At 61.0% G+C, this 24,278-nt stretch carries 20 protein-coding genes; 8 read left to right on the forward strand and 12 right to left on the reverse strand.

The window, feature by feature from the left end:
* Positions 1 to 961: 961 nt before the first annotated feature.
* The 4 genes from ACB030_RS17930 to cra form a co-directional block, all read right to left on the reverse strand.
* A complete protein-coding gene (locus ACB030_RS17930) occupies positions 962 to 1,654 on the reverse strand; it encodes an RES family NAD+ phosphorylase (RefSeq protein ID WP_371161691.1) in 693 nt (230 codons plus the stop codon).
* Positions 1,654 to 2,058 carry an antitoxin Xre-like helix-turn-helix domain-containing protein gene (locus ACB030_RS17935; protein WP_371161693.1) on the reverse strand — a complete coding sequence of 135 codons (405 nt, stop codon included), beginning with the start codon at positions 2,056 to 2,058 and terminating at the stop codon, positions 1,654 to 1,656. Before ACB030_RS17935 ends, ACB030_RS17930 begins: the two co-directional genes overlap by 1 nt.
* A gap of 225 nt (positions 2,059 to 2,283) precedes the next feature.
* Positions 2,284 to 3,477, reverse strand: coding sequence for an aromatic amino acid transport family protein (locus tag ACB030_RS17940; RefSeq protein WP_371161695.1), 1,194 nt, complete (start codon positions 3,475 to 3,477; stop codon positions 2,284 to 2,286).
* Between the two features lie 303 nt (positions 3,478 to 3,780).
* Positions 3,781 to 4,779 (reverse strand): catabolite repressor/activator, encoded by a 999-nt coding sequence (gene cra, locus ACB030_RS17945; protein WP_371161697.1) that lies wholly within the window; start codon positions 4,777 to 4,779, stop codon positions 3,781 to 3,783.
* Positions 4,780 to 5,085: 306 nt separating this feature from the next.
* On the opposite strand from cra, the gene fruB reads away from it, so the two are divergent.
* From fruB to fruA, 3 genes are read left to right on the forward strand one after another with little or no spacing between them, the layout of a single operon-like run.
* Complete coding sequence (gene fruB, locus ACB030_RS17950; protein ID WP_371161699.1) at positions 5,086 to 6,186, forward strand: fused PTS fructose transporter subunit IIA/HPr protein; 1,101 nt, start codon at positions 5,086 to 5,088, stop codon at positions 6,184 to 6,186.
* Positions 6,186 to 7,175, forward strand: a complete 990-nt coding sequence (gene pfkB / locus ACB030_RS17955; RefSeq protein WP_371161701.1) for a 1-phosphofructokinase — start codon at positions 6,186 to 6,188, stop codon at positions 7,173 to 7,175. The genes fruB and pfkB overlap by 1 nt, the downstream gene beginning before the upstream one ends.
* Positions 7,172 to 8,908 (forward strand): PTS fructose transporter subunit IIBC, encoded by a 1,737-nt coding sequence (gene fruA / locus ACB030_RS17960; RefSeq protein ID WP_371161703.1) that lies wholly within the window; start codon positions 7,172 to 7,174, stop codon positions 8,906 to 8,908. Before pfkB ends, fruA begins: the two co-directional genes overlap by 4 nt.
* 79 nt (positions 8,909 to 8,987) lie before the next feature.
* Here fruA and ACB030_RS17965 read toward each other — a convergent pair whose 3' ends face one another.
* Positions 8,988 to 9,239 (reverse strand): DUF1289 domain-containing protein, encoded by a 252-nt coding sequence (locus tag ACB030_RS17965; protein WP_289982410.1) that lies wholly within the window; start codon positions 9,237 to 9,239, stop codon positions 8,988 to 8,990.
* Positions 9,240 to 9,389: 150 nt separating this feature from the next.
* Here ACB030_RS17965 and mltA point away from each other — a divergent pair, with 150 nt between their 5' ends.
* Positions 9,390 to 10,541, forward strand: a complete 1,152-nt coding sequence (gene mltA, locus ACB030_RS17970; protein ID WP_371161706.1) for a murein transglycosylase A — start codon at positions 9,390 to 9,392, stop codon at positions 10,539 to 10,541.
* 115 nt (positions 10,542 to 10,656) lie between these two features.
* Here the strand turns inward: mltA and yfaE are convergent, their stop codons facing one another.
* From yfaE to ubiG, 5 genes are all read right to left on the reverse strand, one after another.
* Positions 10,657 to 10,956, reverse strand: a complete 300-nt coding sequence (gene yfaE, locus ACB030_RS17975) for a class I ribonucleotide reductase maintenance protein YfaE (protein WP_371161708.1) — start codon at positions 10,954 to 10,956, stop codon at positions 10,657 to 10,659.
* A gap of 54 nt (positions 10,957 to 11,010) precedes the next feature.
* Positions 11,011 to 12,144, reverse strand: coding sequence for a class Ia ribonucleoside-diphosphate reductase subunit beta (nrdB, locus tag ACB030_RS17980; RefSeq protein ID WP_371161710.1), 1,134 nt, complete (start codon positions 12,142 to 12,144; stop codon positions 11,011 to 11,013).
* Positions 12,145 to 12,227: 83 nt separating this feature from the next.
* The gene (gene nrdA, locus ACB030_RS17985) at positions 12,228 to 14,495 is read right to left on the reverse strand and encodes a class 1a ribonucleoside-diphosphate reductase subunit alpha (protein WP_371161712.1); all 2,268 of its coding nucleotides are present in this window, start codon (positions 14,493 to 14,495) and stop codon (positions 12,228 to 12,230) included.
* A gap of 561 nt (positions 14,496 to 15,056) precedes the next feature.
* Positions 15,057 to 15,740 carry an HAD family hydrolase gene (locus tag ACB030_RS17990; RefSeq protein ID WP_371161714.1) on the reverse strand — a complete coding sequence of 228 codons (684 nt, stop codon included), beginning with the start codon at positions 15,738 to 15,740 and terminating at the stop codon, positions 15,057 to 15,059.
* Positions 15,740 to 16,456, reverse strand: a complete 717-nt coding sequence (gene ubiG, locus ACB030_RS17995) for a bifunctional 2-polyprenyl-6-hydroxyphenol methylase/3-demethylubiquinol 3-O-methyltransferase UbiG (RefSeq protein ID WP_163138037.1) — start codon at positions 16,454 to 16,456, stop codon at positions 15,740 to 15,742. Before ubiG ends, ACB030_RS17990 begins: the two co-directional genes overlap by 1 nt.
* Before the next feature lie 199 nt (positions 16,457 to 16,655).
* On the opposite strand from ubiG, the gene gyrA reads away from it, so the two are divergent.
* Both gyrA and ACB030_RS18005 read left to right on the forward strand, forming a co-directional pair.
* Entirely contained in the window at positions 16,656 to 19,454 is a 2,799-nt protein-coding gene (gene gyrA / locus ACB030_RS18000) for a DNA topoisomerase (ATP-hydrolyzing) subunit A (RefSeq protein ID WP_371161717.1), read from the forward strand.
* A gap of 279 nt (positions 19,455 to 19,733) precedes the next feature.
* Positions 19,734 to 19,907 carry a hypothetical protein gene (locus ACB030_RS18005; protein ID WP_265435219.1) on the forward strand — a complete coding sequence of 58 codons (174 nt, stop codon included), beginning with the start codon at positions 19,734 to 19,736 and terminating at the stop codon, positions 19,905 to 19,907.
* Positions 19,908 to 19,926: 19 nt separating this feature from the next.
* Here ACB030_RS18005 and ACB030_RS18010 read toward each other — a convergent pair whose 3' ends face one another.
* A complete protein-coding gene (locus ACB030_RS18010; RefSeq protein WP_205641711.1) occupies positions 19,927 to 20,982 on the reverse strand; it encodes a PA0069 family radical SAM protein in 1,056 nt (351 codons plus the stop codon).
* A gap of 175 nt (positions 20,983 to 21,157) precedes the next feature.
* Between ACB030_RS18010 and ACB030_RS18015 the strand changes: the two genes are divergently transcribed.
* The gene (locus ACB030_RS18015; protein ID WP_371161720.1) at positions 21,158 to 21,748 is read left to right on the forward strand and encodes a tetratricopeptide repeat protein; all 591 of its coding nucleotides are present in this window, start codon (positions 21,158 to 21,160) and stop codon (positions 21,746 to 21,748) included.
* Between the two features lie 4 nt (positions 21,749 to 21,752).
* Here ACB030_RS18015 and ACB030_RS18020 read toward each other — a convergent pair whose 3' ends face one another.
* Positions 21,753 to 21,965 carry a hypothetical protein gene (locus ACB030_RS18020; RefSeq protein ID WP_205641713.1) on the reverse strand — a complete coding sequence of 71 codons (213 nt, stop codon included), beginning with the start codon at positions 21,963 to 21,965 and terminating at the stop codon, positions 21,753 to 21,755.
* A 376-nt stretch (positions 21,966 to 22,341) separates the two neighbouring features.
* Here ACB030_RS18020 and thrS point away from each other — a divergent pair, with 376 nt between their 5' ends.
* A complete protein-coding gene (thrS, locus tag ACB030_RS18025) occupies positions 22,342 to 24,270 on the forward strand; it encodes a threonine--tRNA ligase (RefSeq protein WP_043131783.1) in 1,929 nt (642 codons plus the stop codon).
* Positions 24,271 to 24,278: the final 8 nt, after the last annotated feature.

Consider the following 24,278-nt stretch of genomic DNA (forward strand, 5'->3'; position numbering starts at 1 on the left):
CATCAGACGTAAGCAAAAGATAGCGGCAATGAACAGCAGCTATCTGGAGCAAGTGCTCCTGAGTGGCTTTAACGAGGTGGATGAAAAATAAGCACTCATGCGTTTGCCCTGGTGATATAGGTGTGGCCATTGGGTCACTTCTAATAATTGACGACTTCAAGCTAGACAAAAAAGCTATTTAAGGAACCGGTTCTGCACTGGAGGGGGTATGGTAGATATGCACCTGAAGTAGTAGGAAAAGCTATTAGTGATGGGAGAGTTACAGAATTTATTTTCGAGGCAACAAGCGCTCTCGGAAGTGAGCTATTCACTGGTTTTGCAAATAAAAATATAGATAATAATACCGGCAAAGAAAAAAGGTTGTAACAAAATGAAAGATTACATTAAAGTGTGGGTTTATTCATGTTTGTATTGTATTTTTCTATGTTTCTTTTTAGGTGTTGTAGGAACGTTGTTTTTTTATGTTACAAAGGGGCAGGTAATCACATCTTGGGAGGATGTAGAGCGAGCTATAGTATACGGGGTTATTGCTGGAACATCGATTACATTATATCTTTTAGTTACTGACTTTTTAAAAAAGTGATTGTTTAGCTTGTTGGTGGATATATTGTTGTCATTGTTATTTATTTTAAATTCGCCAATGGGGTTTTATTAGCTTGTGGTTCAGAAGCAGGCATAGTGAAAACACACTTATATCGCTATTTGGAGCTGGGATAATCTGGTGCATCTTGCACCAGAATCCTACCGTTGTCGGACAGCAGCCTCTCACAAGCATAAAGAGCTGGATTGATGAAAGAAGATAACAATTGTATGTACATAACTAGTTATTACTTGGCACCGGACTGAAATTGATACCTTGCTTGGACCAAGTTAGATAATACTGTACCGCTATAGCTCCAGGGTTTCATGGCATAATAAAGCCCGCCAATCTGGCGGGCTTTATTATGCCAAGATGGGAGAGTCATTCCCCATACAATCTGATCTGCAGCACATTGGCGATGGCGTTGCCGTTCCAGTGGTATTCCAGATGCTGGGTCTGGTGAATTTTGGTGATAAGGCGGGGGCGGTAAAGCACATAGCAGTCGTGGCCGCTGTGGCGCACCGAGCGGTAGTGGATGCCGTCCGCCCCGCCGCGCTTCTGCTCCCGGGCGAAGGCCTGGGAGTGGCCATAGTCGGTGGCGTGATAGAGGGGGGAGGTGAGGTAATCATCCCCCCGGATGTCGACGAGCTTGGCGCAAAACTCGGTGTGCAGCACCCGCATCTGCAGCTTCTGGGGTGGTTCCTGGGTGTAGCCGAAGACCCGCTCCTGGTGATAGACGGTCTCTTTCACCGCGGTGTCGAGCAGGGGGGCACAGTAGTAGCCGCCAAAGTCCCCCGTGGTGAAGCGGGCCCCCTCCGGATTGAGGTGGGTGAAGGCCGCCATCACATAGCTGCCACCGGCCAGTCCCACCAGCCAATCCTCTTTCGGTACTCGCGCCAGCTCCCCGGCCTCTTCCCGCAGGCGATCGTTGGTCAGGGCCTCGATGGCCCAGACCGCCTCCAGCTCTTCAGCGTTGGCCACGTCCTCATAGAGGCAGATGGGGGGGTAGCGGCTCGGGATGATGCGAAAGGCCTGCTGATCCTGCAGCTCGCGCGATGGCGGCATAGCGGACATCAGGCCATGCCTCCGCGCCAGGCGTGCAACCGGGTGGCCACCTCATAGAGATCGGCGACGCGACCCCCCTGCATGACATCCATGGCGCTGCGCCCGGCGAAGAAGGGGTGGCTGTTGGGCTTGCGCACCCAGCCGTAGATGCTCTCATCGACGCTGAACAGCACCCGCAGGCTCTTGTGGATGTTGAGGATGTAGCTCATCCGCTCCTGCAGATCGGCGCTGAGACGGATACCACCGCTCGCCTCCTTGTACTTGTTCAAGGTCGAACGGGAAGAGATGCCGAGCAGTTTGAGTTGTTCATCCGTGCTGCACCGCCATTTATCCAGAATGCGGAACACCACCGGCAGCGCCTTGCTGGGATCGACGGCAGTGTCCCGGTGGTTGGCTTGTGCTGTGGCGACCATGGCTCCTCCTTATGGGTTGCATCGGGGCGAACCGTGGGTTCGCCTTGTCCTCAGTATGGCGAAGTTGTCCATATATGTACATACATGCGTCATTTTGTTCACATCGGGACGCGGATAGAGAGGGAGCGGCAGGTGCGGCGTCCCATCGCTGGGCGGGCAAATGACGAGAGGCCCCGCCAACCCGGTTGGCGGGGCCTCTCGCGAGCCGCAGGGAAAGGTCGCGGCTTAGAGTGCGGGCAGCATGCCGAGGCTGACGCTCACCTGGACGCCGACGATCAGCACCCCCATGGCGCCGGCCAGGCCCAGGGCCAGCACGCCGCCCGGGACACGGTAGTGGTGCGCCTCGGCCTGCTTGCGGCTCTGCCACACCAGGGCCACCGGGAGCAGCACCGCCAGCACAGCCAGGGCAATGGCAGCGTAACCCAGCGCCATGATGAAACCTTGCGGGAAGTAGAGGGCAAACAGCAGGGGTGGCACGAAGGTGATCATGCCCGTCTGGCTGCGGCCCTGCCAGTTGTCTTTGCGGCGGGTCACCTTGGCCATGAAGTCAAACAGCCCCAGGGTCACCCCGAGGAAGGAGGTGGCGAGCGCCAGATCTGCGAACAGGTGCATCGCCTGATTGAAGGCGGGCCAGCTGACCAGGTTGCCGACGCTGGCGAGCAGGCTGTCGAGTGCCCCGCCAGTCTGGATCAGGGTCTGCTGGCCGAGCAGGCCCAAAATGGCCACTTGCCACAGCACGTAGAGGATGAGCGGCAGGGCTGAGCCCCACACGAAGACACGGCGCAACTGCTTGGGGCAATCGCCCAGGTAGAGCATGACGCTCGGGATGGAGCCGTGGAAGCCGAACGAGGTGAAGATGACCGGCAGGCCCGCCAGCAGCAAGCCCTGACCGAGCGGCATGGAGAGCAGGTGTTGCCCCTCGGCGCGGGGCAGCAGCAGCGCCAGCACCCCTACCATGATCACCAGTTTCACGGTGAACATCAGTCGATTGAGGTAATCCACCTGTTTGGTGCCCACACACACCATGCCGCCAAACAGCAGGGTGAAGGCCCAGGCTGCCTGCTCCTGGCTGACTGTGGTGCCCGCATCGGCCAGCGCCTGGGCCAGCAGGCTGCTGCCGCCGCTGATGTAAGCAGAGGCGAGCGAGTAGAACAGCATCAGGATGCAGAAGGAGGCGATGCGCTTGCCCCAGGGGCCGAGCAGATGATCCGCCAACTGGTGTAGGTACCACTTGCCGGTATTGAGGCTGGCCTCCACCTGCAGCATGGCGGTGAAAGCCATCAGGGCCCAGAGCCCGATCATCAGCAGCAAGGTGGCGGGGCCGCCGAGCGACGAGGAGGCCAGCGGCAGGGCCAGCATGCCGGCGCCTATGGTGGTGCCGGCGATAAGCAGGGTGCAACCCAGGGTTTTGGTATTCATGGTGTCCATCCAGATAGAGAAACTGCGTAGTAAAAAAAGCGTGCCAGTGGCGCTGTCGGCCAGGTGCCTCCGGGGGCGGGACCGGAGGCTAGCAATATCGGAGTGGACGCATCGTTACGAAAACCCGTGGATTGTAAAAGATGGTTGCCAAGTTAACGGATCAAAATAGTGGAAACAAGCCTGAAAAGGCGGATTTTGTACTGTGAGGTGGCAATAGGTGGAAATAAAAGATGACAGCAGGCGGTGTTGACTGGTGGAAAAGCGCGCCGGCGTGGCAGGGCTCGGCCGGCGCGTGAGGGGGCGTCAGCGGCGGCGCTTGAGGGTGCGGCTCACACAGTGCAGGCCAGCGCGGTAGTGGCCGTTGATGGCCTCGAAGGCGAGGGCAAGGGCCTGGGCGGCCAGGGCGTCGTGCTGCTGGGGCAGAGAATTGATGCCAAAGGGGAGGAAGTCCAGCAGCCGATCGTCCCCGAAGGTGGCCATGGCAATCTGGCTCATGTCGGCCTCCAGCTCCAGCAGATAGTCGAGCACCCCTTCCATCAATATGTAGGAGGTGGCGACCAGCGCCTCGGGCAACTGGCCGAGCTGCTGGTGCAGCGCCTTGATCAGGCGATAGCCCTCGGCGCGGGAGAAGTGGGCTCCCTCGCAGACATGGGGTGTCAGCAGGGCGGCGCTGGCGTGGCTGCTCAGCGCCTGCTCGAAACCGGCGCGGCGCTCCTGGCTGATCGTAAGACCCGGCAGCGCTGTGATCAGGGCCACGTGGCGAAGGGCGGGGGTGAGCAGGGAGGCGGTGAGATCGCAGCTCGCCTTCTGGTTTTCACTCGCCACGGTGATGAAGTGATCGGCGGCCAGGGCCCGATCGATGGCCAGGATCTGCACGCCATGGGCTTGCTGCTCCCGATAGAAAGGATCCGCTGGCGGCAGGCAGCTCGCCACCAGCAGCGCATCCACATGGCGGCTGACCAGCATCCGGGCCAGCTCCTTTTCGGTTTGTGGTTCGTCTTCCGAGCAGACGATCAGCAGCTGATAGCCCTGAGCCCGCGCGCCCTGCTCGAGGCGCTTGGCGAGCTTGGCGTAGCTGGCGTTCTCAAGGTCCGGCAGGATAAAGCCCAAGGTCCTGGTCTGGCCGCCGCGCAGGGAGGCGGCGCGGCTGTCCGGCTGATAGTTGTGGGCATGGACCACGGCCATCACCTTGTCACGGGTGGCCTGGCTGATGCGATATTGATCCGCCTTGCCGTTGATCACATAGCTGGCTGTGGTACGCGAGACACCGGCCAGGGCGGCGATTTCATCCAGTTTCATCATATTGGCTCTGTTTGAGTTGCAAGGCCCGCGACGGTTTCAGGTGGGGGCACCGAAAAGTGTGCGCGGGATCATATCATTGAAAAGCACTCTCAGTGGGATCTTGAACAATTGGCTGAAACGATTCAGTCTGAGTGTAAGTGAAACGATTCAGCTTGTCAGTAAGCGATGAATGTTCGACCAGGAAATGCCGCAGCGGCCTACCTGGGGGAAGATTCCCGTCTATTGTCAGCAGGCAAATTACCCGAAATCCAAGTTGAGTTGAGCCGGTGTGCCGCGAGGCGGAGCCGGACCTGATGGAGAATCTCTATGTTGAAGTTGGCGCGACAGCAAATCCTGCTGGGACAATCGGTGACGACCAAGGCGGACGCCATCGCCCTGCTGGCAGGCAAACTGACCGAAGCGGGTCTGGTGGAAGCCGGTTATGTGGATGGCATGCTGGCGCGGGAAGCCCAGCACGCCACCTATCTTGGCAGCGGCATCGCCATTCCTCACGGCACCACGGACACCCGTCATCTGGTCAAGAGCACAGGTGTCATGGTGGCCCAATTCCCCCAGGGCATCGAGTGGGATGAGGGGCAGACTGCCTATGTGGCCATCGGCATCGCCGCCAAGTCCGACGAGCATCTGGGCATCTTGCGCCAGCTCACCCATGTACTGGGTGACGAGCAGGCAGCCGCGCAATTGAGAGAGGCCACAGATGAAGAGACCATCATCAACATCCTGACCGGCGCGAGTGCGGCCAAAGAGGTGCAATACCTGACCCTGGCGGACTTCCCGGCCGACGATCGCGACCAGTTGCTGCTGGGGGCCGCCGCCCGCGCCAAATCTGCCGGCTGGGGGGAGGCCGCCATGGTGACCTCCCTGCTGGCAAGCGAGCCCGCCTATCTGGGGGATGGCGTCTGGCTGGCCCGTACGCAAGCGGCCCAGACCGGCTGGGTGCTGGCGACCCCGAGCAGCACGCTGACTGCGGGTGAACTGCCGATCAGTGCCCTGCTGCTGCTGTGCGCCGCAGACAGCAGCCATCTGCCACAACTGGACAACCTGGCCAAGCTGGCCGCCGCCGGTCAACTCGGGACGCTCGCAGGGAGCGACGGATTGGCCATGTTGCAATCGGGCCCGGCCAGTGGTCTGTCCGACACCTTCACCATCATCAACCCCCATGGCCTGCACGCCCGTCCGGGCGCCATGCTGGTCAAGGTGGCCAAGGAGTATGCATCCGACATTCGCGTGGCGAACCTGGATGGCAGCGGCGAAGCGGTCTCCGCCAAGAGCCTGATGAAGGTCATCGGCCTGGGCGTCAAGTGCGGCCACCGTCTGGCGTTTCGCGCCGAAGGGGCGGATGCCGAGGCGGCCCTCAAGGGCATAGGCGAGGCCATTGCCGCCGGTCTGGGCGAGGGGGCGCACTGATGGACATAGTCACCATCACCCTCAATCCCGCGCTGGATCTCACCACCCGCCTGGGCACCATGAGCCTGGGGGAGGTGAACCTGGTGAGCGAAGCCAATTTGCGCGCCGCGGGCAAGGGGATCAACGTTGCCATGGTCCTGAAAGATCTCGGCCGCGATGTGGGACTGACGGGCTGGCTCGGCGCCGACAACCAGCAGAGTTTTGTTTCCCTGTTCGAGACGCGCGCTCTGGAAGACCATTTCGTGCGCGTGGCGGGCAGCACCCGTATCAACGTCAAGATCTCCGAGCAATCGGGCCGGGTCACGGATCTCAATCTGCCGGGGCTTGACGTGCACCAAGCGGAAGTGGCCGCGCTGGAGGCCGAGATAGAGAAACTGGCGCCGCGCGCCGACTGGTTCGTGCTGGCGGGCAGCCTGCCCAAGGGGGTCGAGCCTGGCTACTGCGCCAAGCTCATCAGCCTGCTCAAGGCCAAGGGCAAGCAGGTGATCTTCGATTGCAGCGGCGCGGCCCTGAGCGAGGGCATCAAGGCGGCGCCGACCCTGGTCAAGCCGAACCTGGAAGAACTTGAGCAATGGGCAGGTCGCCCCGTCAAGACCCTGAACGAGCAGGCCGAGTGCGCGCGAGAGTTGCAGGCCGTGGGCATACCCCATGTGGTGATCTCCAATGGTGCCGACGGCCTCATCTGGTTTGGCCCCGATGCCGTCTGGCAGGCCATTCCTCCGCGCATGAAGGTCGTCAGCACAGTGGGTGCCGGCGACTCCCTGGTGGCGGGACTGGCCCATGGCCTCAGCCTCGGTTGGTCGCCGGAGCAGACCCTGCACCTGGCCACCGCCGTCTCTGCCCTGGCGGTGAGCCAGGTGGCGGTCGGCTTTGACGATATCAAGGTGCTCACCCCCTTACTCGAGCAGGTGCGCGTGCAGCGTCTGGATGACCTGGCACCGGCTCAATCCAATCCCCTTTCGATGACACACTCAGGAGATGCCCAATGAAAGCAATTCTGGTTACGGCTTGCCCGGCGGGCATTGCCACCAGCTTTCTCGCTGCAAAACGGATAGAACAGCAGGCCAAGCTGGCGGGCTGGGAGCTCACCCTTGACGTCGGCTCCAGCGTACAACCCCGCCAGGTTCCCTCGAAAGAGCAGATCGCCGCCGCCGACCTGGTGCTGGTAGTCGCCAGTGCCCCGGTGGATCTCGCCGCCTATGACGGCAAGCGCCTCTATCAGGGCAGCATGGATCTGGCGCTGCAGGATCCGGCCGCCCTGCTGGAGGCTGCCGCGAGCGGTGCCAGCCTCTATCGCCATCAGGCCGCGCCCGCCGTTGCCAATGCCGCTCCCAAGGCGGCCAGCGGTGCCAAGCGCATAGTCGCGGTCACCGCCTGCCCGACCGGGGTGGCCCACACCTTCATGTCGGCGGAAGCGCTGGAGACCATGGCCAAGCAGCTGGGTCATCAGATCCGCGTTGAGACTCAAGGCTCGGTCGGTGCCCAGAACGCCCTGACCGCGGACGAGATCGCCGCCGCCGATCTGGTGTTCCTCGCCACCGACATCGAGGTGGACATGGCCCGCTTCGATGGCAAGCCCGTCTATCGCACCAGCACGGGGGCTGCGCTCAAGAAGACCCGCGCCGAGCTCGACAAGGCGTGGACAGAGGCGAAGACCTATCGCCACAGCGGCGCCGCCGCGGCCAAGAAAGAGGAGAAGGCCGGCCCCTACAAGCACCTGCTGACCGGTGTCTCCTTCATGCTGCCCATGGTGGTGGCCGGTGGCCTCATCATCGCGCTCTCCTTCATCTTCGGCATCGAGGCGTTCAAGGAAGAGGGGACGCTGGCGGCGGCCTTGATGAAGATCGGCGGCGGATCCGCCTTCGCCCTGATGATCCCGGTACTGGCCGGTTACATCGCCTACTCCATCGCCGACCGTCCGGGCCTCGCCCCCGGCATGATTGGCGGTATGCTGGCCAGCTCCCTCGGGGCCGGTTTCCTCGGTGGCATAGTCGCCGGCTTCCTCGCCGGTTACAGCGCCAAGTACCTGAGTGACAAGGTGCGCCTGCCGGTGACCCTGGAAGCGCTCAAGCCCATCCTCATCATTCCGCTCTTTGCCAGCCTGTTCACCGGTCTCGTGATGATCTACGTGGTGGGCGGCCCGGTGGCCGGCATCATGAATGCCATGACAGAGTTCCTGAACAACATGGGCTCCGCCAACGCCGTGCTGCTGGGTGTCATCATAGGCGCCATGATGTGCTTCGACATGGGTGGCCCGGTCAACAAGGCGGCCTACGCCTTCGGGGTCGGCCTGCTCGCCTCCAAGACCTATGCCCCCATGGCTGCGGTGATGGCCGCTGGCATGGTGCCGGCCCTGGGGATGGGGATCGCCACCTTCCTCGCCAGCAAGAAGTTCATCAAGGCGGAGCAGGAAGCGGGCAAGGCCTCCTTCGTGCTGGGTCTGTGCTTCATCTCCGAGGGGGCCATTCCCTTCGCGGCCAAGGATCCGATGCGGGTCATCCCGGCCTGCATGGTGGGTGGCGCCCTGACCGGTGCGCTCTCCATGCTGTTCGGTTGCGAACTGGTGGCGCCTCACGGCGGTCTGTTCGTGCTCTTCATCCCGAACGCCATCAGCCACGTGATGATGTATATCCTGGCGATTGCCGCAGGCTCGCTCTTGACCGGCGTCTCCTACGCCATGCTCAAGCGCGGCGAGGAGCAGGCCAAGCTGGCAACGGCCTGACTGGTTCCATCTGATGAATGACAAGGCGGCCTGCGGGCCGCCTTTTGTTTTGGTGGGCAGAAGGAGGGCAGGGAAGGGGTCAGAAATCCCAGCCGGGTTGCGATGGCGGCTCGACGGGTTCACCCTCTCTGGCCTTGCGGCGGGCGGCTTCGACCCGCGCCTTGCGCCCCCGGCACAGGCGCATCACCTCCTGCTGCTGGGTCGGGGTCATGACGAGCCAGTTGAAGCGCTCTTCCCGGCTGCGCAGGCACCCCTTGCAATATCCCTTGTTGTTCACTTCACAGACCCCGACACAGGGGCTCGTCAGGGGGAAGATTTCGAGCTGTTCCATCCACGACCTCTCACATCTTGTCACCTTGTTATAACCCAGAAGATCCCCTTTGGAGAAATAGGGTGTCCGGGGGTGGATGGCGTTTGCTTTCCCCCGACAAATTTGGCATCTTCCCCGCCGGACATGATGCTCGGTGTTATATGAGGACATATGAATAAACATACGTACTGGCTGGCCGCCGCCGTGGTGGGGTTGGCCGGTTGTGCGGGCAACCCTGAACCCGCCAAGGTGCCCCAGAAGAAGGCGGAATCCGGATGTTTTCTGAACTGCGAGGTGCCCGAGAATCTGGGCAAGCAGTATCTGGATGGTGCCCTGCCAGGGGATCTGGTGCGGGTGGAGCGGGTCAACAGTCGCCAGCGTGCCGATTACAGCAAGTTCGGCCCCCAGAGCCGGTTGGTGCTGGAGCGCTCCGGCAAGATGACCCGCCGCTATGGCGAGCTCTATCGCCAGCTCTCCCGCTGGGTGGCCAATGGCGGTGATCCTGCCCATATCACCCAGTACGGTATCAGCCTGGCCCAGCTCGGCGGCGCCGATCGCATGGGCAACGTGCTCTTCACCGGCTACTACTCGCCGGTGCTGGAGGTGCGTCACCGCCCGGATGCCAAGTACAAGTACCCCATCTATGCCATGCCCAAGTGCGGTGGCCGCTGCCCGAGTCGTGCCGAGATCCATCAGGGGGCCCTGGCCAATCGTGGGCTGGAGCTGGGCTACAGCAAGTCCCTCATCGACAACTTCCTGATGGACGTACAGGGCTCCGGCTTTGTCCACTACGGCGATGACGACAGGTTGCAGTACCTCGGCTACAGCGGCAAGAACGGCCACGGCTATGTCAGCATAGGTCGGGTGCTGATCGACCGGGGTGAGGTGCCCAAGGAGCAGATGTCCATGAAGGCCATCAAGGAGTGGGCCAACGCCCAACCGGAGGCGAACGTCAAGGAGCTGGTGGAGCAGAACCCCTCCTACGTCTTCTTCGAGCGTCGCCCCACCAACGACGTGGTGGGCGCCGCCGGCATTCCGCTGCTGCCCATGGCGGCGGTGGCGGCCGACAAGACATTGCTGCCGATGGGCACTCCCATCCTGGCGGAAGTGCCGCTGCTCGACAAAGCCGGCAACTGGACCGGCAAACACCAGCTGCGCCTGCTGATCGCGCTGGACGTGGGTGGCGCCGTGAAGAGAGGACACCTCGATCTCTATCACGGCATGGGGGAGAAGGCCGGTGTGGCCGCCGGTCACTACAAGCACTTTGGCCGGGTCTGGAAGCTGGGCCTGCACCATGGGCCGACCGCCGCTCCCTGGCTGTGACCCTTTGATGGGTCGGGCGCCTGCACTGGGCGCCCTGTGCAGATGACGCAGCAAAAAGCCGCCGGATTGCTCCGGCGGCTTTTTGTTTTGCTCGAATTGCCAGCTTGTGGCGGCGTCAGCCCTTCTTGATATCCAGCCGGATGGCACCGACCGGCTGGCAGCAGCAGGGCAGGCACTCCCCGGGGGAGACAAAGGCGAGCGGCACGCTGGGGTAGTGCACTGTGCCTGCCAGCAAGGGGGTGCGGCAGGCGCCGCAATAGCCGCTGCGGCACTGAAACTCCACCCTGTGACCGTGGCGCTCCAGGGTCTCCAGCAGGCTCTCGCCGGGATGGGCGAGCAGGGCGCCGTCGCGGGTATGGACGAGCGGCGCCTGTGCCCCTTGCTCCGTGACCCGCTGCGGGGCAGGGGCCCGCATCTTGACTGCGTCACTCACCGCGCGACGTCACCGAGGTCATCAGGGTAAATCTCATCACAGCTCGAAGTCACCGAGATCGTCTGCGTGCACTTCGCTGTCGATCTGGCCGACCAGGTAGGAGCTCACCTCCACTTCCTGAGGCGCCACCTGCACGTTGTCGGAGGAGAGCCAGGTGTTGATCCAGGGAATAGGGTTTTGCTTGGCGCCGGCGAAGGCTGGCTGCAGACCGACCGCACTCATGCGCAGGTTGGTGATGTACTCCACGTACTGGCAGAGGATGTCCTTGTTCAGGCCTATCATGGAGCCGTCCTGGAACAGGTACTCGGCCCACTCCTTCTCCTGAATGGCGGCGTCCTTGAAGATCTCGAAGCAAGCCTGTTCGCACTCGGCGGCGATCTCCGCCATCTCGGGGTCGTCCTGGCCGGTGCGCATCAGGTTCAGCATATGCTGCGTCCCCGTGAGATGAAGCGCCTCGTCGCGGGCGATCATCTTGATGATCTTGGCGTTGCCTTCCATCAGCTCGCGCTCGGCGAAGGCAAAGGAGCAGGCGAAGCTGACGTAGAAGCGGATCGCCTCCAGGGCATTGACGCTCATCAGGCACAGATAGAGCTTCTTCTTCAGGCCGCGCAGTGTGATGGTCAGCTCGCGCTCACCCACTTTGTGGGTGCCTTCACCGTGCAGGTGGTAGAGGGCGGTCGCCTCGATCAGATCGTCGTAGTAGTGGCTGATGGAGCCGGCACGTTTGAGGATCTGCTCGTTGGTGATGATGTCGTCGAACACCTGACCCGGGTTGTTGACGATGTTGCGGATGATGTGGGTGTAGGAGCGAGAGTGGATGGTCTCGGAGAAGGCCCAGGTCTCGATCCAGGTCTCCAGCTCTGGGATGGAGACCAGCGGCAGCAGCGCGACGTTCGGGCTGCGACCCTGGATGGAGTCCAGCAGGGTCTGATACTTCAGGTTGGAGATGAAGATGTGCTGCTCGTGGGGCGGCAGGGCCTGGTAGTCGATGCGATCGTGGGACACATCCACCTCTTCCGGACGCCAGAAGAAGGAGAGCTGCTTCTCGATCAGCCGCTCGAAGATGTCGTGTTTTTGTTGATCATAACGGGCCACATTGACCGATTGGCCAAAAAACATCGGCTCTTTGAGCTGGTCGTTTTGGGTTTGGCAGAAAGTTGAATAAGCCATGGTGATTTGAATGTCTTGAATGAGAGGAGACAGGAGGGCGGGAGCTTCATGCTCCCGCCCGGTTCATCAGATCGTGCTGCGACTTATATTTTACAAGCCCCGCCGGCGCAACCGTCGTCTTGCAGATCGGTCTGGGCATCGTCCGCACCATCACGGGTGTTGTGATAGTACAGGGTCTTGAGGCCGTATTTGTAGGCGGTCAGCAAGTCCTTGAGCAACTGCTTCATCGGGACCTTGTTGCCTTCGAAACGGGCCGGGTCGTAGTTGGTGTTGGCGGAGATCGCCTGATCCACAAACTTCTGCATGATACCGACCAGCTGCAGGTAACCATCGACGCTCGGCTGCTTCCACAGCAGTTCGTACTGATCCTTCAGGCGATGGTACTCAGGCACCACCTGCTTGAGGATGCCGTCCTTGGAGGCCTTGACCGAGACCAGGCCGCGCGGCGGCTCTATGCCGTTGGTGGCGTTGGAGATCTGGCTGGAGGTCTCGCTCGGCATCAGGGCGGTCAGGGTGGAGTTGCGCAGACCCACGGTCTTTATCTCTTCACGCAGGCTTTCCCAGTCCAGGTGCAGCGGCTCGTTGCACAGGTTGTCGAGATCCTTCTTATAGGTATCTATGGGCAAAATGCCCTGGGCGTAGGTGGTCTCGTTGAAGGCAGGGCAGGGGCCGAACTCGCGGGCCAGCTGCACGGAGGCCTTCAGCAGGTAGTACTGGATCGCCTCGAAGGTGCGGTGAGTCAGGGCCAGACCGGAACCGTCGGAGTAGCGGGCACCGTTCTTGGCCAGGTAGTAGGCGTAGTTGATGACGCCAATGCCCAGGGTGCGGCGGTTCATGCTGCCCTTCATCGCGGCTTTCAGCGGGTAGTCCTGATAGTCGAGCAGGGCATCCAGGGCGCGCACCGCCAGATCCGCCATCTCTTCCAGGTCTTCCAGCTTCTCGATGGCGCCGAGGTTGAAGGCAGACAGGGTGCACAGGGCGATCTCGCCCTCTTCGTCATCCACGTTGTTGAGCGGCTTGGTGGGCAGCGCAATCTCGAGGCAGAGGTTGGACTGGCGCACCGGGGCCACGCTCGGATCGAACGGGCTGTGGGTGTTGCAGTGATCCACGTTCTGGATGTAGATGCGACCGGTGCCGGCGCGCTCCTGCATCATCAGGGAGAAGAGATCCACCGCCTTGAGGGTCTTCTTGCGAATGGACGGATCCTGCTCGTACTTGACGTAGAGCTGCTCGAACTTGTCCTGATCCGCGAAGAAGGCATCGTACAGACCCGGCGCATCGGACGGGGAGAACAGGGTGATGTCGCCGCCCTTGATCAGGCGCTGGTACATCAGCTTGTTGATCTGCACCCCGTAGTCCATGTGGCGGACCCGGTTCTCTTCCACGCCGCGGTTGTTTTTCAGTACCAGCAGGCTCTCCACCTCTGTGTGCCACAGGGGGTAGAAGAGTGTGGCGGCACCGCCGCGCACGCCGCCCTGGGAGCAGCACTTCACGGCAGTCTGGAAGTACTTGTAGAAGGGGATGCAGCCGGTGTGGAAGGCTTCGCCGCCACGGATGGGGCTGCCCAGGCCACGGATGCGACCGGCGTTGATGCCGATGCCCGCGCGCTGGGAGACGTAGCGCACGATGGCGCTGGCGGTGGCATTGATGGAATCCAGGCTGTCATCGCACTCGATCAGCACGCAGGAGCTGAACTGGCGAGTCGGGGTGCGCACGCCGCTCATGATGGGGGTGGGCAGGGAGATCTTGAAGGTCGAGACCGCATCGTAGAAACGCTTGATGTAGTCCAGACGGGTATCTTTCGGATACTTGGAGAAGAGGCAGGCCGCCACCAGTATGTAGAGGAACTGCGGGCTCTCGTAGATCTCGCCGGTGACGCGGTTCTGCACCAGGTACTTGCCTTCCAGCTGCTTGACGGCTGCGTAGGAGAAGTCCATGTCACGCCAGTGATCTAGGTAGCCGTTCAGCTCCTCGAATTCGGCCTGGGTGTAGTCGGTCAGCAGGTGCTTGTCGTACTTGCCCATGTCTACCAGACGGGCGACGTGCTGGTAGAGGTGGGGCGGCTCGAACTGGCCGTAGGCCTTCTTGCGCAGGTGGAAGATGGCCAGGCGGGCGGCCATGTACTGGTAATCCGGGCTCTGTTCGGAGATCAGGTCAGCAGCGGCCTTGATGACGGTTTCGTGGATATCGGCGGTACGGATACCGTCATAGAACTGGATGTGGGACTTGAGCTCCACCTGGGAGACCGACACGTTGTCGAGCTTCTCGGCGGCCCAGTCGAGCACGCGGTGAATTTTATCCAGATCGATGGGTTCTTTGTGGCCGTTACGCTTCGTCACAAACAAGTTCATTGGCTGATGACCTTTAGTTGATTCCCGAAAAACCATGGCGCCACGCATCCAGGGTTCCCTTCTCTGGGGTGGCCTGGGGGCGAAGTGCGCCATGAATCACAAGATATAGTGTTATTTTAAATTCGAACTACAAGATAGTGAGGTCGGCACGGCATTGCAATCTGTGGATAACGCATTAGCTGTGGATAAATTGTGGGTGTTCGGGCTCGAGTTAGTGACTGCTCACAGTGAGTGGGTTTTCATGCGTCCGATCCGGCAAATGCAAGTCCGATGATCGAAGATGGAAAATTTAAATAACTTTTTTTGCTTGCGAAAAGAGGGTGTTTTTACTAGCAAATTCAGCCTGGTTATCCCTTGTGCAGCCAGGGTCAAAAGCTGTTCTGTCCCCGCAGGCACGCACTTGTCATCACCTCAAAACAGGGGGCGCATCTGCGCCCCCTGTCATTGCCATTGTGCGGCCCGGTGAATGAGCGTCGTACTCATCTGGTATCCCTCTGACGTTAAAGCTGCCCGGATGATCCATCTATAGCGTTATGCAGAACAGTGCCGGACAGGTCTGACTCAGGTCAGCTCGTAGCGCAGCCAATGGTGCAGGGCCTGTACTGTGTCGAATTGCAGATCCGCGCCCCAGTCGGCGGTATCCTCGTCATCGCTCAGGTAGCCCCAGCCCGCCACCGCGGTACGCATGCCGGCGTTGCGTCCCGCCTCGATGTCGCGCACATGATCCCCCACATAGAGGCACTGCGCCGCCTCGACCCCGAGCCGCTCGCAGGCAAAGAACATGGGGGCGGGATCTGGCTTGCGCACCGGCAGGGTGTCGGCGCTGACGGTGACGCCACAGCTGGCCAGCGCCGGCAGGGCCGCCAAGAGCGGCTCGGTGAGAAAACCCGGCTTGTTGGTGACTATGCCCCAGGGCAGCTTCTTCTCATCGAGCCATTCGATGAGATCCAGCATCCCCTCATAGGGACGAGTGCCGACGCAGAGGTTGGCTGCGTAATGGTCGAGCAGGGCGGTGCGAAGGCGCGTGGCCCCCAGCTCTTCCAGCAGTTCGTCGCCGAGGCCCGCCCTGAGCAGCCCGAGCGCCCCGTGGGAGGTGGTCTGGCGGATGATGGCCTCGTGCAGCGGGGCAAAGCCTTCGCTTATCAGCACATGGTTGACGGCGGCGCCGAGATCCGGGGCCGTGTCGAGCAGGGTGCCGTCGAGATCGAACAGCACGCAGCGCAGGGGGGCCTTGTCGGTGCTCATCAGCCTTGCTCCGGGCGCACGAAGGCCACCATGTAGTTGACGTCGACGTTCTTGCCGAGCTTGAAGCTGTTGGAGAGGGGCGCGTAGTGCACCCCGCTCATGTCCCGCACCAAGAGGCCCGCGGCTTCACCCATGCGACACAGCTCGGCGGGCGTGATGAACTTTTTGTGATCATGGGTGCCCTTGGGCACCATCTTCAGCAGGTACTCGGCCCCCAGGATCATCATCAGGTAGGCCTTCGGGTTGCGGTTGATGGTGGAGACGAACACCTTGCCCCCCGGGCGCACCAGGGTGGCGATGGCGCGCAGCACGGACGCGGGATCCGGGACGTGCTCCAGCATCTCCATGCAGGTGACCACGTCATACTGGCCTGGGGCCTCGTCCGCGTGGGCCTCGGCGGTCATCTGGCGGTATTCGAGCTCCACACCCTGCTCGAGAGCGTGCAGGCGGGCGACACCGAGGGGCTCCTTGCCCATGTCGATGCCGGTCACGCGAGCGCCACGGCGGGCCATGCTCTCGGAGAGGATGCCGCCGCCGCAGCCGATGTCGAGCACGCGTTTGCCAAACAGGCCGCCGCTCTTGTCGGTGATCCAGTCAAGGCGCACCGGGTTGATCTGGTGCAGGGGTTTGAACTCGCCCTCCATGTCCCACCAGCGGGAGGCGATGGCTTCAAATTTGGCGATTTCTGTCAGATCGACATTGGCATCACTGTTCATTTTTTGATGATCCTGTGGCAGGGCGCGCAGCGGGCAGGGCGCGCGCAATCTATTGTCCTGGCGGGCATTATAACGGACGGACTTGGTCACACCAGCCCGACGTGTTACCCGGATTTGTGGCTTAAGGTATTTGGCTCAGTGTGTTACCATGTCGCGCTGTTTAAGCCAAAGAACAACTAATTAGGGATTAAGGCTTTCTATGAGCGATCTGGCCAGAGAGATCACGCCGGTCAACATCGAAGAAGAGCTCAAGAGTTCCTATCTGGATTACGCCATGAGCGTGATCGTAGGACGAGCTCTGCCGGATGTGCGTGATGGCTTGAAACCGGTTCACCGCCGCGTTCTGTTTGCTATGAACGAGTTGGGGAACGACTGGAACAAGCCCTATAAGAAATCGGCCCGTGTGGTCGGTGACGTAATCGGTAAATATCACCCGCATGGCGACAGCGCCGTGTATGACACCATTGTCCGGATGGCGCAGGATTTCTCCATGCGTTACATGCTGGTCGATGGTCAGGGCAACTTCGGCTCGGTCGATGGCGACAACGCTGCGGCCATGCGTTACACCGAAGTGAGGATGGCGCGCATCTCCCACGAGTTGCTGGCCGATCTGGACAAAGAGACAGTGGACTGGGTGCCGAACTACGACGGCACCGAGATGATCCCGGCTGTCATGCCCACCAAGGTACCCACCCTGTTGATCAACGGCTCCTCCGGTATCGCGGTGGGCATGGCGACCAACATTCCTCCTCACAACCTCACCGAGATAGTCAACGGCTGTCTGGCGTTGATCGAGAATGGCGCCCTCACCATTGACGAGCTGATGACCTATGTCACCGGCCCGGATTTCCCCACCGGCGGCATCATCAACGGGCGCTCCGGCATCATACAGGCCTACCGCACCGGTCGCGGCTCCGTCTATGTGCGGGCCAAGGCCGAGGTGGAAGTGGACGAGAAGACGGGTCGCGAGACCATCATCGTTCACGAGATCCCCTATCAGGTGAACAAGGCGCGGCTGATCGAGAAGATCGCCGAGCTGGTCAAAGAGAAGAAGGTCGAGGGCATCAGTGCCCTGCGCGATGAGTCTGACAAAGACGGCATGCGCATCGTTATCGAGATCAAGCGCGGCGAGTCCGGCGAGATTGTGCTGAACAATCTCTACAAGCACACCCAGATGCAGACCACGTTCGGCATCAACATGGTGGCGCTCGATAACAACCAGCCCAAGGTGATGAACCTCAAAGAGATTCTGGATGCCTTCCTGCTGCACCGCCGTGAGGTGGTGACCCGCAGGACTGTGTTCGAGCTGCGCAAGGCGCGGGATCGGGCCCACATCCTGGAAGGTCTGGCGGTGGCGCTGGCCAACATCGACCCCATCATAGAGCTCATTCGCCACAGTGCGACCCCGGCGGATGCGAAAGCGGGCCTGGTTGCCAAGGGCTGGGAGCTCGGCAACGTGGCCGCCATGCTGGAAAAAGCGGGCGACGACGCGGCACGGCCGGAGTGGCTGGAGCCGGAGTTTGGCATCCGTGAAGGGCAGTACTTCCTGACCGAAATCCAGGCCCAGGCCATCCTCGATCTGCGTCTGCACAAGCTGACCGGCCTCGAGCACGAGAAGATCCTGGAAGAGTACCAATCTCTGCTGGATCTCATCGCCGAGCTGCTGTTCATCCTGGCAAGCCCGGAACGCCTGATGGAAGTGATCCGCGATGAACTGCTGGCCGTGCGCGAGCAGTATGGCGACGAGCGTCGCACCGAGATCAGCATGTCCAGTGCCGAGATCAACATCGAAGATCTGATCACCCCGGAAGACGTGGTAGTCACCCTGTCTCACCAGGGCTATGTGAAGTATCAGCCGCTCTCCGACTACGAGGCCCAGCGCCGCGGTGGTCGTGGCAAGTCGGCCACCCGGATCAAGGAAGAGGACTTTGTGGAGCGTCTGCTGGTGGCCAACACCCACGACACCATTCTGTGCTTCTCCACCCGTGGCAAGGTTTACTGGCTCAAGGTCTATCAGCTGCCGGAAGCGTCCCGTGGCGCCCGTGGTCGTCCCATCATCAACCTGCTGCCGCTGGAAGAGGGTGAGCGCATCACCGCCATCCTGCCGGTGAAGGAATATGATGCCGACAAGTATGTCTTCTTCGCCACCGCCAACGGTACCGTGAAGAAGACCAGCCTGTCCGACTTCAGCCGTCCGCTCTCCTCCGGTATTCGCGCCATCAACCTCAAAGAGGGTGATGAGTTGATCGGGGTGGACATCACCGACGGCAGCAACGAGATCATGCTCTTCTCCGACGCGGGCAAGGTGGTTCGCTTCGCTGAAGGCAGCGGTCGCGCCGATGTAGCCGATATGGATGCCAGCGATGACGTCGAGACCGACGAAGACGCCGGTAACGACGAGGATGGCAGCGACAACGGCGAAGGCACTGAAGGCACCGAGAGCAAGGGTACCTTCAAGGGCGTGCGTCCCATGGGTCGTACCGCCGCCGGTGTGCGTGGCATCAAGCTGGGCGCCGGTGACAAGGTGGTTTCCCTTATCGTGCCGCGCGGTGAAGGTGCCATCCTCACCGCCACTGAGAACGGTTATGGCAAGCGTACCGCACTGGACGAATACCCGACCAAGAGCCGTGGTACCCAGGGCGTTCGCTCCATCAAGGTGGACGAGCGCAACGGCAAGGTGATCGATGCGATCCAGGTCGAAGATACCGACCAGATCATGCTGATCACCAACGGCGGCACCCTGGTGCGTACTCGCGTTGCCGAGGTGAGCGTCATCGGCCGTAACACCGGCGGTGTTCGTCTGATCCGTACCGGTGAAGACGAGACAGTGGTCGGTCTGCAGCGCATCGCCGAGAGCGACGAGGAAGAGAACGACGCTCTGGTTGCCGAGGGCATGGCCATCGACGGCGAGCAGGTGGAAGGTGCAGAGACTGCGCCAGACGCCGGTGCTGCCGACGATGCAGGTTCCAGCGAAGAGGGTGCGGCTGACGACGAATAATCGTTACCTGCCTCGATAAAAAAGAGCGGCCCTTGGGTCGCTCTTTTTTTGTCTTGCCTTCACCCCCTCCTGCGGCGCTCGGTCATCCGAAACTGCCTGCGTTCATCTCCTGTGCTGGCGCCGGATTTTCCCGATCCGGGCTCTCTTGCTCATTCAATCCTTCATCCCGGCGTCATATGGCTGTCATCCCGGCGGGACAGACTGCGGCTGTTCAGGTGGGACAAGGGCACGACCATGCCCGAGCCCGGCGTTGGCAATATCATCCAGAAGGAGCAGGGTATGACCAGTTGGATCATGTGGGAGATCTGGTGGAGCCGGATGTGGGGAGAGGATGCCAGGGCATTGTCACATGACGAGCAGGAGGAGGTCGCTTATGAGCCCTCGCGCCTGCCGGCGGAGCTGATCGCACAGGGCAAGCCGGTGCGCCCCCATCCGCCAAGGCCCAGGGGCTGAGCGGCGATAGCCGCAGTCATCAGAACAGGCGCAGCTGCTCGTTGGGGCGAATGAAGGCAGAGGTGTTGAGCGCGATATGGCGCTTGCCCAGTTGCAGCCGCTTGCTGATGAGCCGAAAGCGCTGGGCGAGCAAGTCGGCGAATTGCCCCTCTCCGCGCATGCGAGTCCCGAAGGCGGGGCTGTTGAGCGCCCCCCCTCTGCTTGCCCGCAACTGGTTCAGGATGGCCTCCTTCTGGCCGGGGTAGTGCTCTTCCAGCCAGTCGCAAAACAGGGTGGTCAGCTCGTGGGGCAGTCTCAGCAGGATATAGTCGGCGCAGCCGGCGCCTGCCTCCACGGCGCCCTTGATGATCTGCTCCAGCTCGGGCTCGTTGAGCCTGGGGATCATGGGGGCCGCCAGCACTCCCACAGGTATCCCGGCCTGTGCCAGCTTCTCGATGACCTTGAGCCGACCCGCTCCCGTGCTGGCGCGGGGTTCCAGCTGTCGCCTCAGTGTCTCGTTCAGGGTGGTGACCGACACCATCACCTGGCAGAGCCCCTCCCGGGCCAGCTCGGCCAGCAGATCGAGATCGCGCAATATCATGGCGCTCTTGGTGATGATCCCCACCGGATGGCGATGAGCCAGCATCACCTCCAGCAGCTCGCGGGTGAGGCGATAGTGGTGCTCTATGGGCTGGTAGGGATCGGTATTGGCCCCGAGCACTATGGTCTGCGGCTGATAGGTTGGTTTGGCAAACTCCCGGCGCAGCAGCGCGGCGGCATTGAGCTTGGCAAACAGCCGGGTCTCGAAATCCAGGCCGGGGGAGAGCTCCAGATAGGCGTGGCTGGGTCTGGCGTAGCAGTAGATGCAGCCATGTTCGCACCCCTGATAGGGATTGATGGAGCGGCCGAAGGGGACGTCCGGCGAGAGGTTGTGGCTGATGATGCTCTTGGCCTGGATCTCCCGCACCTCGGTTTGGGGCTGGGACGCACGAAATGCCGCCTCCCATTCCACGGCCTGCCAGCCATCGTCGACGGCATCGATCTGCGGGCCGCTGAAACGGTGCTCGATATTGTGGGTGCTGCCTCGTCCTGCCATCTCATCACACCATATACTGTTTATACATACAGTTATTCTGCTCGGGATGGTGCCAAACATCAAGTCCGGCCACTCTTCCCTTATTTCACTCGGCCAAAGAACGGGATCTCCTGCTTGATCTGTCGCTACATTTCGTTTACATAGACAAAATGCGAACTGGATCACGGAAATCATCATGAGTCCCACCACTTACCGCTGGCTGTTTATCGGCGTCATTGCCCTGGTCGCCTGGCGTCAGCTCCCGCTCTCCACCGAGCAGGAGCTGGCCGCGGCCAACCGCGCCTGGCGGGTGGGCCACTTCGAGCAGGCGACCGGTATCTGGCAGCCGCTGGCCGAGCAGGGTCAACCCAGGGCGCAGGCCCTGATGGGGTGGAGCCATGAGCTGGGGCAGGGGAGCGAGCAGGATCTGGCGCAGGCCATCCGCCTCTATCGTCAGTCCGCCGAGGCGGGGGATGCGTTTGGCCAGTACCGGCTGGCGGAGCTCTATCTGCGCGGGGTAGGGGGGCCACGGGATCTGCGTATCGCCTTTCACTGGATGGAGCGGGCGGCCCGCAACGGAGACGTGCCCGCCATGCTCAAGGTGGGGGTGCTGCATCTGATGGGGGCCAATGGTCGGGTCGACATGGCCGAGGCCAAGCAGTGGCTCTATCAGGCCTCGCAAAAGGGCAACAAGCTGGCGTTGACGGTATTGCAGGAGTTGGCGCTGGCCGAGGAGGGTCGCAGCGCCTTCGATTTCAATGGCCAGTCACTGCTGGGGGACGGTTAGCCCCTCAGCGACTGGCGGTGACCTTGCCCGGTGTCACGTCAGTGACATAGAGGGTACTGCGATCGGCGCTGTGCACTATGCTGCACACCTCGCGCTTGCTGCCATCGCTCAGGATCACCAGTTCCCCGAGATGGACGGGGCAGTGTGTCGTCAACAGGTGATCCGGGTGGATAATCTTCTCCGCATGCTCCGGAAACGAAATGTCGTAGGTGTACATCATGTTCTCCTTGTTCAGGCAGACGCCTCACTGGAACCCTAGCACAGAGAGGGCGCGGCGGGACCCGCATCGCATGTGCGTCGTCCCGATTGCCTCTGTGACGCCAGACAAATCAACTGATGACGGCGCACCTCGCTTTCCCCTCCATGGTATACAAAATCGGCAAGGCAACTTGTCTGAGTCGTGACGTCTGATACAATCCTCCGCTGTACCTGTCAATTGATGGCTTTGCACACCCAAGAGGGTGTGTGCCACTGCTGTGTAGCAACCGTATTGTGAACGGTGAAACTCAAGAGTGAACTGCTTGAAATGAAAGGTTTTCTCCAACCTGCATGTGCCCTTTGGTAGGGGGCACCACTGTATAAGGAAACACCTAATGCCAATCATTACTCTGCCTGACGGCAGCCAACGTCAATTTCCCCACGCCGTTTCCGTCATGGACGTCGCCGCCGACATAGGTCCCGGTCTCGCCAAGGCGTGCATTGCCGGCCGGGTGAACGGTGAACTGGTGGATGCGTGCGAGCTGATCGAAGCCGATGCCTCCCTGGCCATCATCACCGCCAAAGACGAAGACGGTCTGGATATTCTGCGCCACTCCTGCGCCCACCTGCTGGGTCATGCCATCAAGCAACTCTGGCCCCAGACCAAGATGGCCATAGGTCCTGTCATCGACAACGGTTTTTACTACGACGTCGATCTCGACCGCACCCTGACCGATGAAGATCTGGCTGCCCTGGAAGAGCGCATGCTGGCGCTGGCTGCCAAGGATTACGACGTCGTCAAGAAGAAGGTCTCCTGGCAGGAGGCGCGCGATGTGTTCGAGGCCCGCGGCGAGACCTACAAGGTCGAGATCCTGGATCAGAACATCGCCCGTGATGACCAGCCCGGTCTCTATCACCACGAAGAGTACGTCGACATGTGTCGCGGCCCCCACGTGCCCAACATGCGTCACTGCCACCATTTCAAGTTGCAGAAGATGTCCGGCGCCTACTGGCGCGGCGACTCCAACAACAAGATGCTGCAGCGCATCTACGGCACCGCCTGGGCCGACAAGAAGCAGCTCAAGGCCTACCTGCAGCGTCTCGAAGAGGCCGCCAAGCGCGACCACCGCAAGATTGGCAAGCAGCTCGACCTGTACCACATGCAGGAAGAGGCCCCCGGCATGGTGTTCTGGCACAACGATGGCTGGACCATCTTCCGTGAGCTGGAAACCTTTATCCGCGGCAAGCTCAAGGAGTACGACTATCAGGAGGTGAAAGGCCCCTTCATGATGGATCGCGTGCTGTGGGAACGCTCCGGCCACTGGGAGAAGTATGCCCAGGCCATGTTCACCACCCAGTCCGAGAACCGCGAGTACGCCATCAAGCCGATGAACTGCCCGGGTCACGTGCAGATCTTCAACCAGGGTCTGAAGTCCTACCGGGATCTGCCCCTGCGCATGGCCGAGTTCGGCTCCTGCCACCGCAACGAGCCCTCTGGCTCCCTGCATGGTCTGATGCGGGTGCGTGGCTTTACCCAGGATGACGCGCACATCTTCTGTACCGAAGATCAGATCATGGAAGAGGTCTCGGCCTGTATTCGCATGGTCTATGACGTCTACGGCACCTTTGGCTTCGAAAACATCGTGGTCAAGCTCTCCACCCGTCCGGAGCAGCGCATCGGTTCCGATGAAGCCTGGGATCGCGCGGAAGCCGCCCTGGCTGAAGCCCTGGTGCTCAACGGTTTGAAGTACGATCTGCAGCCGGGGGAGGGGGCTTTCTACGGTCCCAAGATCGAATTCACCCTGCACGATTGTCTTGATCGTGCGTGGCAGTGTGGTACCGTGCAGCTCGATTTTGCCTTGCCGGGCCGTCTTGGCGCCACTTATGTGGGCGAAGACAACGAACGTCACGTACCCGTGATGATCCACCGGGCCATTCTCGGGTCCCTCGAGCGTTTCATCGGTATCCTGACCGAAGAGTACGCCGGACTGTTCCCGACCTGGCTGGCACCGACTCAGGCCGTGGTCATGAATATCACGGATAATCAGGCCGATTATGCGGTGAAAGTTGCCAAGGCATTGAATGATGCGGGCCTTCGCGCAAAAGCGGACTTGAGAAATGAGAAGATTGGCTTTAAAATCCGCGAGCATACTTTGAAGCGAGTGCCTTTCATGCTGGTCTGCGGCGATAAAGAAGTAGAAGCCGGCAAGATTGCAGTACGGACTCGTAAAGGGGCTGACCTGGGTTCTTATCCTGTTGAAGAGCTGATAGCTCTGTTAACCCAGGAAGTTCAGACCCGCGGACAAAAGAAAGTGGAGGAATAAGCTATAAA

It is taken from the genome of Aeromonas sp. S16(2024) (assembly GCF_041403065.1).
Classification (GTDB): Bacteria; Pseudomonadota; Gammaproteobacteria; order Enterobacterales; family Aeromonadaceae; genus Aeromonas.

Coding starts and splice junctions, on each gene's coding strand:
- fruB (WP_371161699.1), top strand. CDS start 5,086: ATGTTGAAGTTGGCGCGACAGCAAATCCTGCTGGGACAATCGGTGACG.
- ACB030_RS18010 (WP_205641711.1), bottom strand. CDS start 20,982: ATGGCAGGACGAGGCAGCACCCACAATATCGAGCACCGTTTCAGCGGC.
- gyrA (WP_371161717.1), top strand. CDS start 16,656: ATGAGCGATCTGGCCAGAGAGATCACGCCGGTCAACATCGAAGAAGAG.
- ACB030_RS18015 (WP_371161720.1), top strand. CDS start 21,158: ATGAGTCCCACCACTTACCGCTGGCTGTTTATCGGCGTCATTGCCCTG.
- thrS (WP_043131783.1), top strand. CDS start 22,342: ATGCCAATCATTACTCTGCCTGACGGCAGCCAACGTCAATTTCCCCAC.
- ACB030_RS17965 (WP_289982410.1), bottom strand. CDS start 9,239: ATGGAACAGCTCGAAATCTTCCCCCTGACGAGCCCCTGTGTCGGGGTC.
- nrdB (WP_371161710.1), bottom strand. CDS start 12,144: ATGGCTTATTCAACTTTCTGCCAAACCCAAAACGACCAGCTCAAAGAG.
- ACB030_RS17940 (WP_371161695.1), bottom strand. CDS start 3,477: ATGAATACCAAAACCCTGGGTTGCACCCTGCTTATCGCCGGCACCACC.
- ACB030_RS17990 (WP_371161714.1), bottom strand. CDS start 15,740: ATGAGCACCGACAAGGCCCCCCTGCGCTGCGTGCTGTTCGATCTCGAC.
- mltA (WP_371161706.1), top strand. CDS start 9,390: ATGAATAAACATACGTACTGGCTGGCCGCCGCCGTGGTGGGGTTGGCC.
- ubiG (WP_163138037.1), bottom strand. CDS start 16,456: ATGAACAGTGATGCCAATGTCGATCTGACAGAAATCGCCAAATTTGAA.
- nrdA (WP_371161712.1), bottom strand. CDS start 14,495: ATGAACTTGTTTGTGACGAAGCGTAACGGCCACAAAGAACCCATCGAT.
- cra (WP_371161697.1), bottom strand. CDS start 4,779: ATGATGAAACTGGATGAAATCGCCGCCCTGGCCGGTGTCTCGCGTACC.
- ACB030_RS17930 (WP_371161691.1), bottom strand. CDS start 1,654: ATGTCCGCTATGCCGCCATCGCGCGAGCTGCAGGATCAGCAGGCCTTT.
- ACB030_RS18020 (WP_205641713.1), bottom strand. CDS start 21,965: ATGTACACCTACGACATTTCGTTTCCGGAGCATGCGGAGAAGATTATC.
- ACB030_RS17935 (WP_371161693.1), bottom strand. CDS start 2,058: ATGGTCGCCACAGCACAAGCCAACCACCGGGACACTGCCGTCGATCCC.
- pfkB (WP_371161701.1), top strand. CDS start 6,186: ATGGACATAGTCACCATCACCCTCAATCCCGCGCTGGATCTCACCACC.
- yfaE (WP_371161708.1), bottom strand. CDS start 10,956: ATGCGGGCCCCTGCCCCGCAGCGGGTCACGGAGCAAGGGGCACAGGCG.
- ACB030_RS18005 (WP_265435219.1), top strand. CDS start 19,734: ATGACCAGTTGGATCATGTGGGAGATCTGGTGGAGCCGGATGTGGGGA.
- fruA (WP_371161703.1), top strand. CDS start 7,172: ATGAAAGCAATTCTGGTTACGGCTTGCCCGGCGGGCATTGCCACCAGC.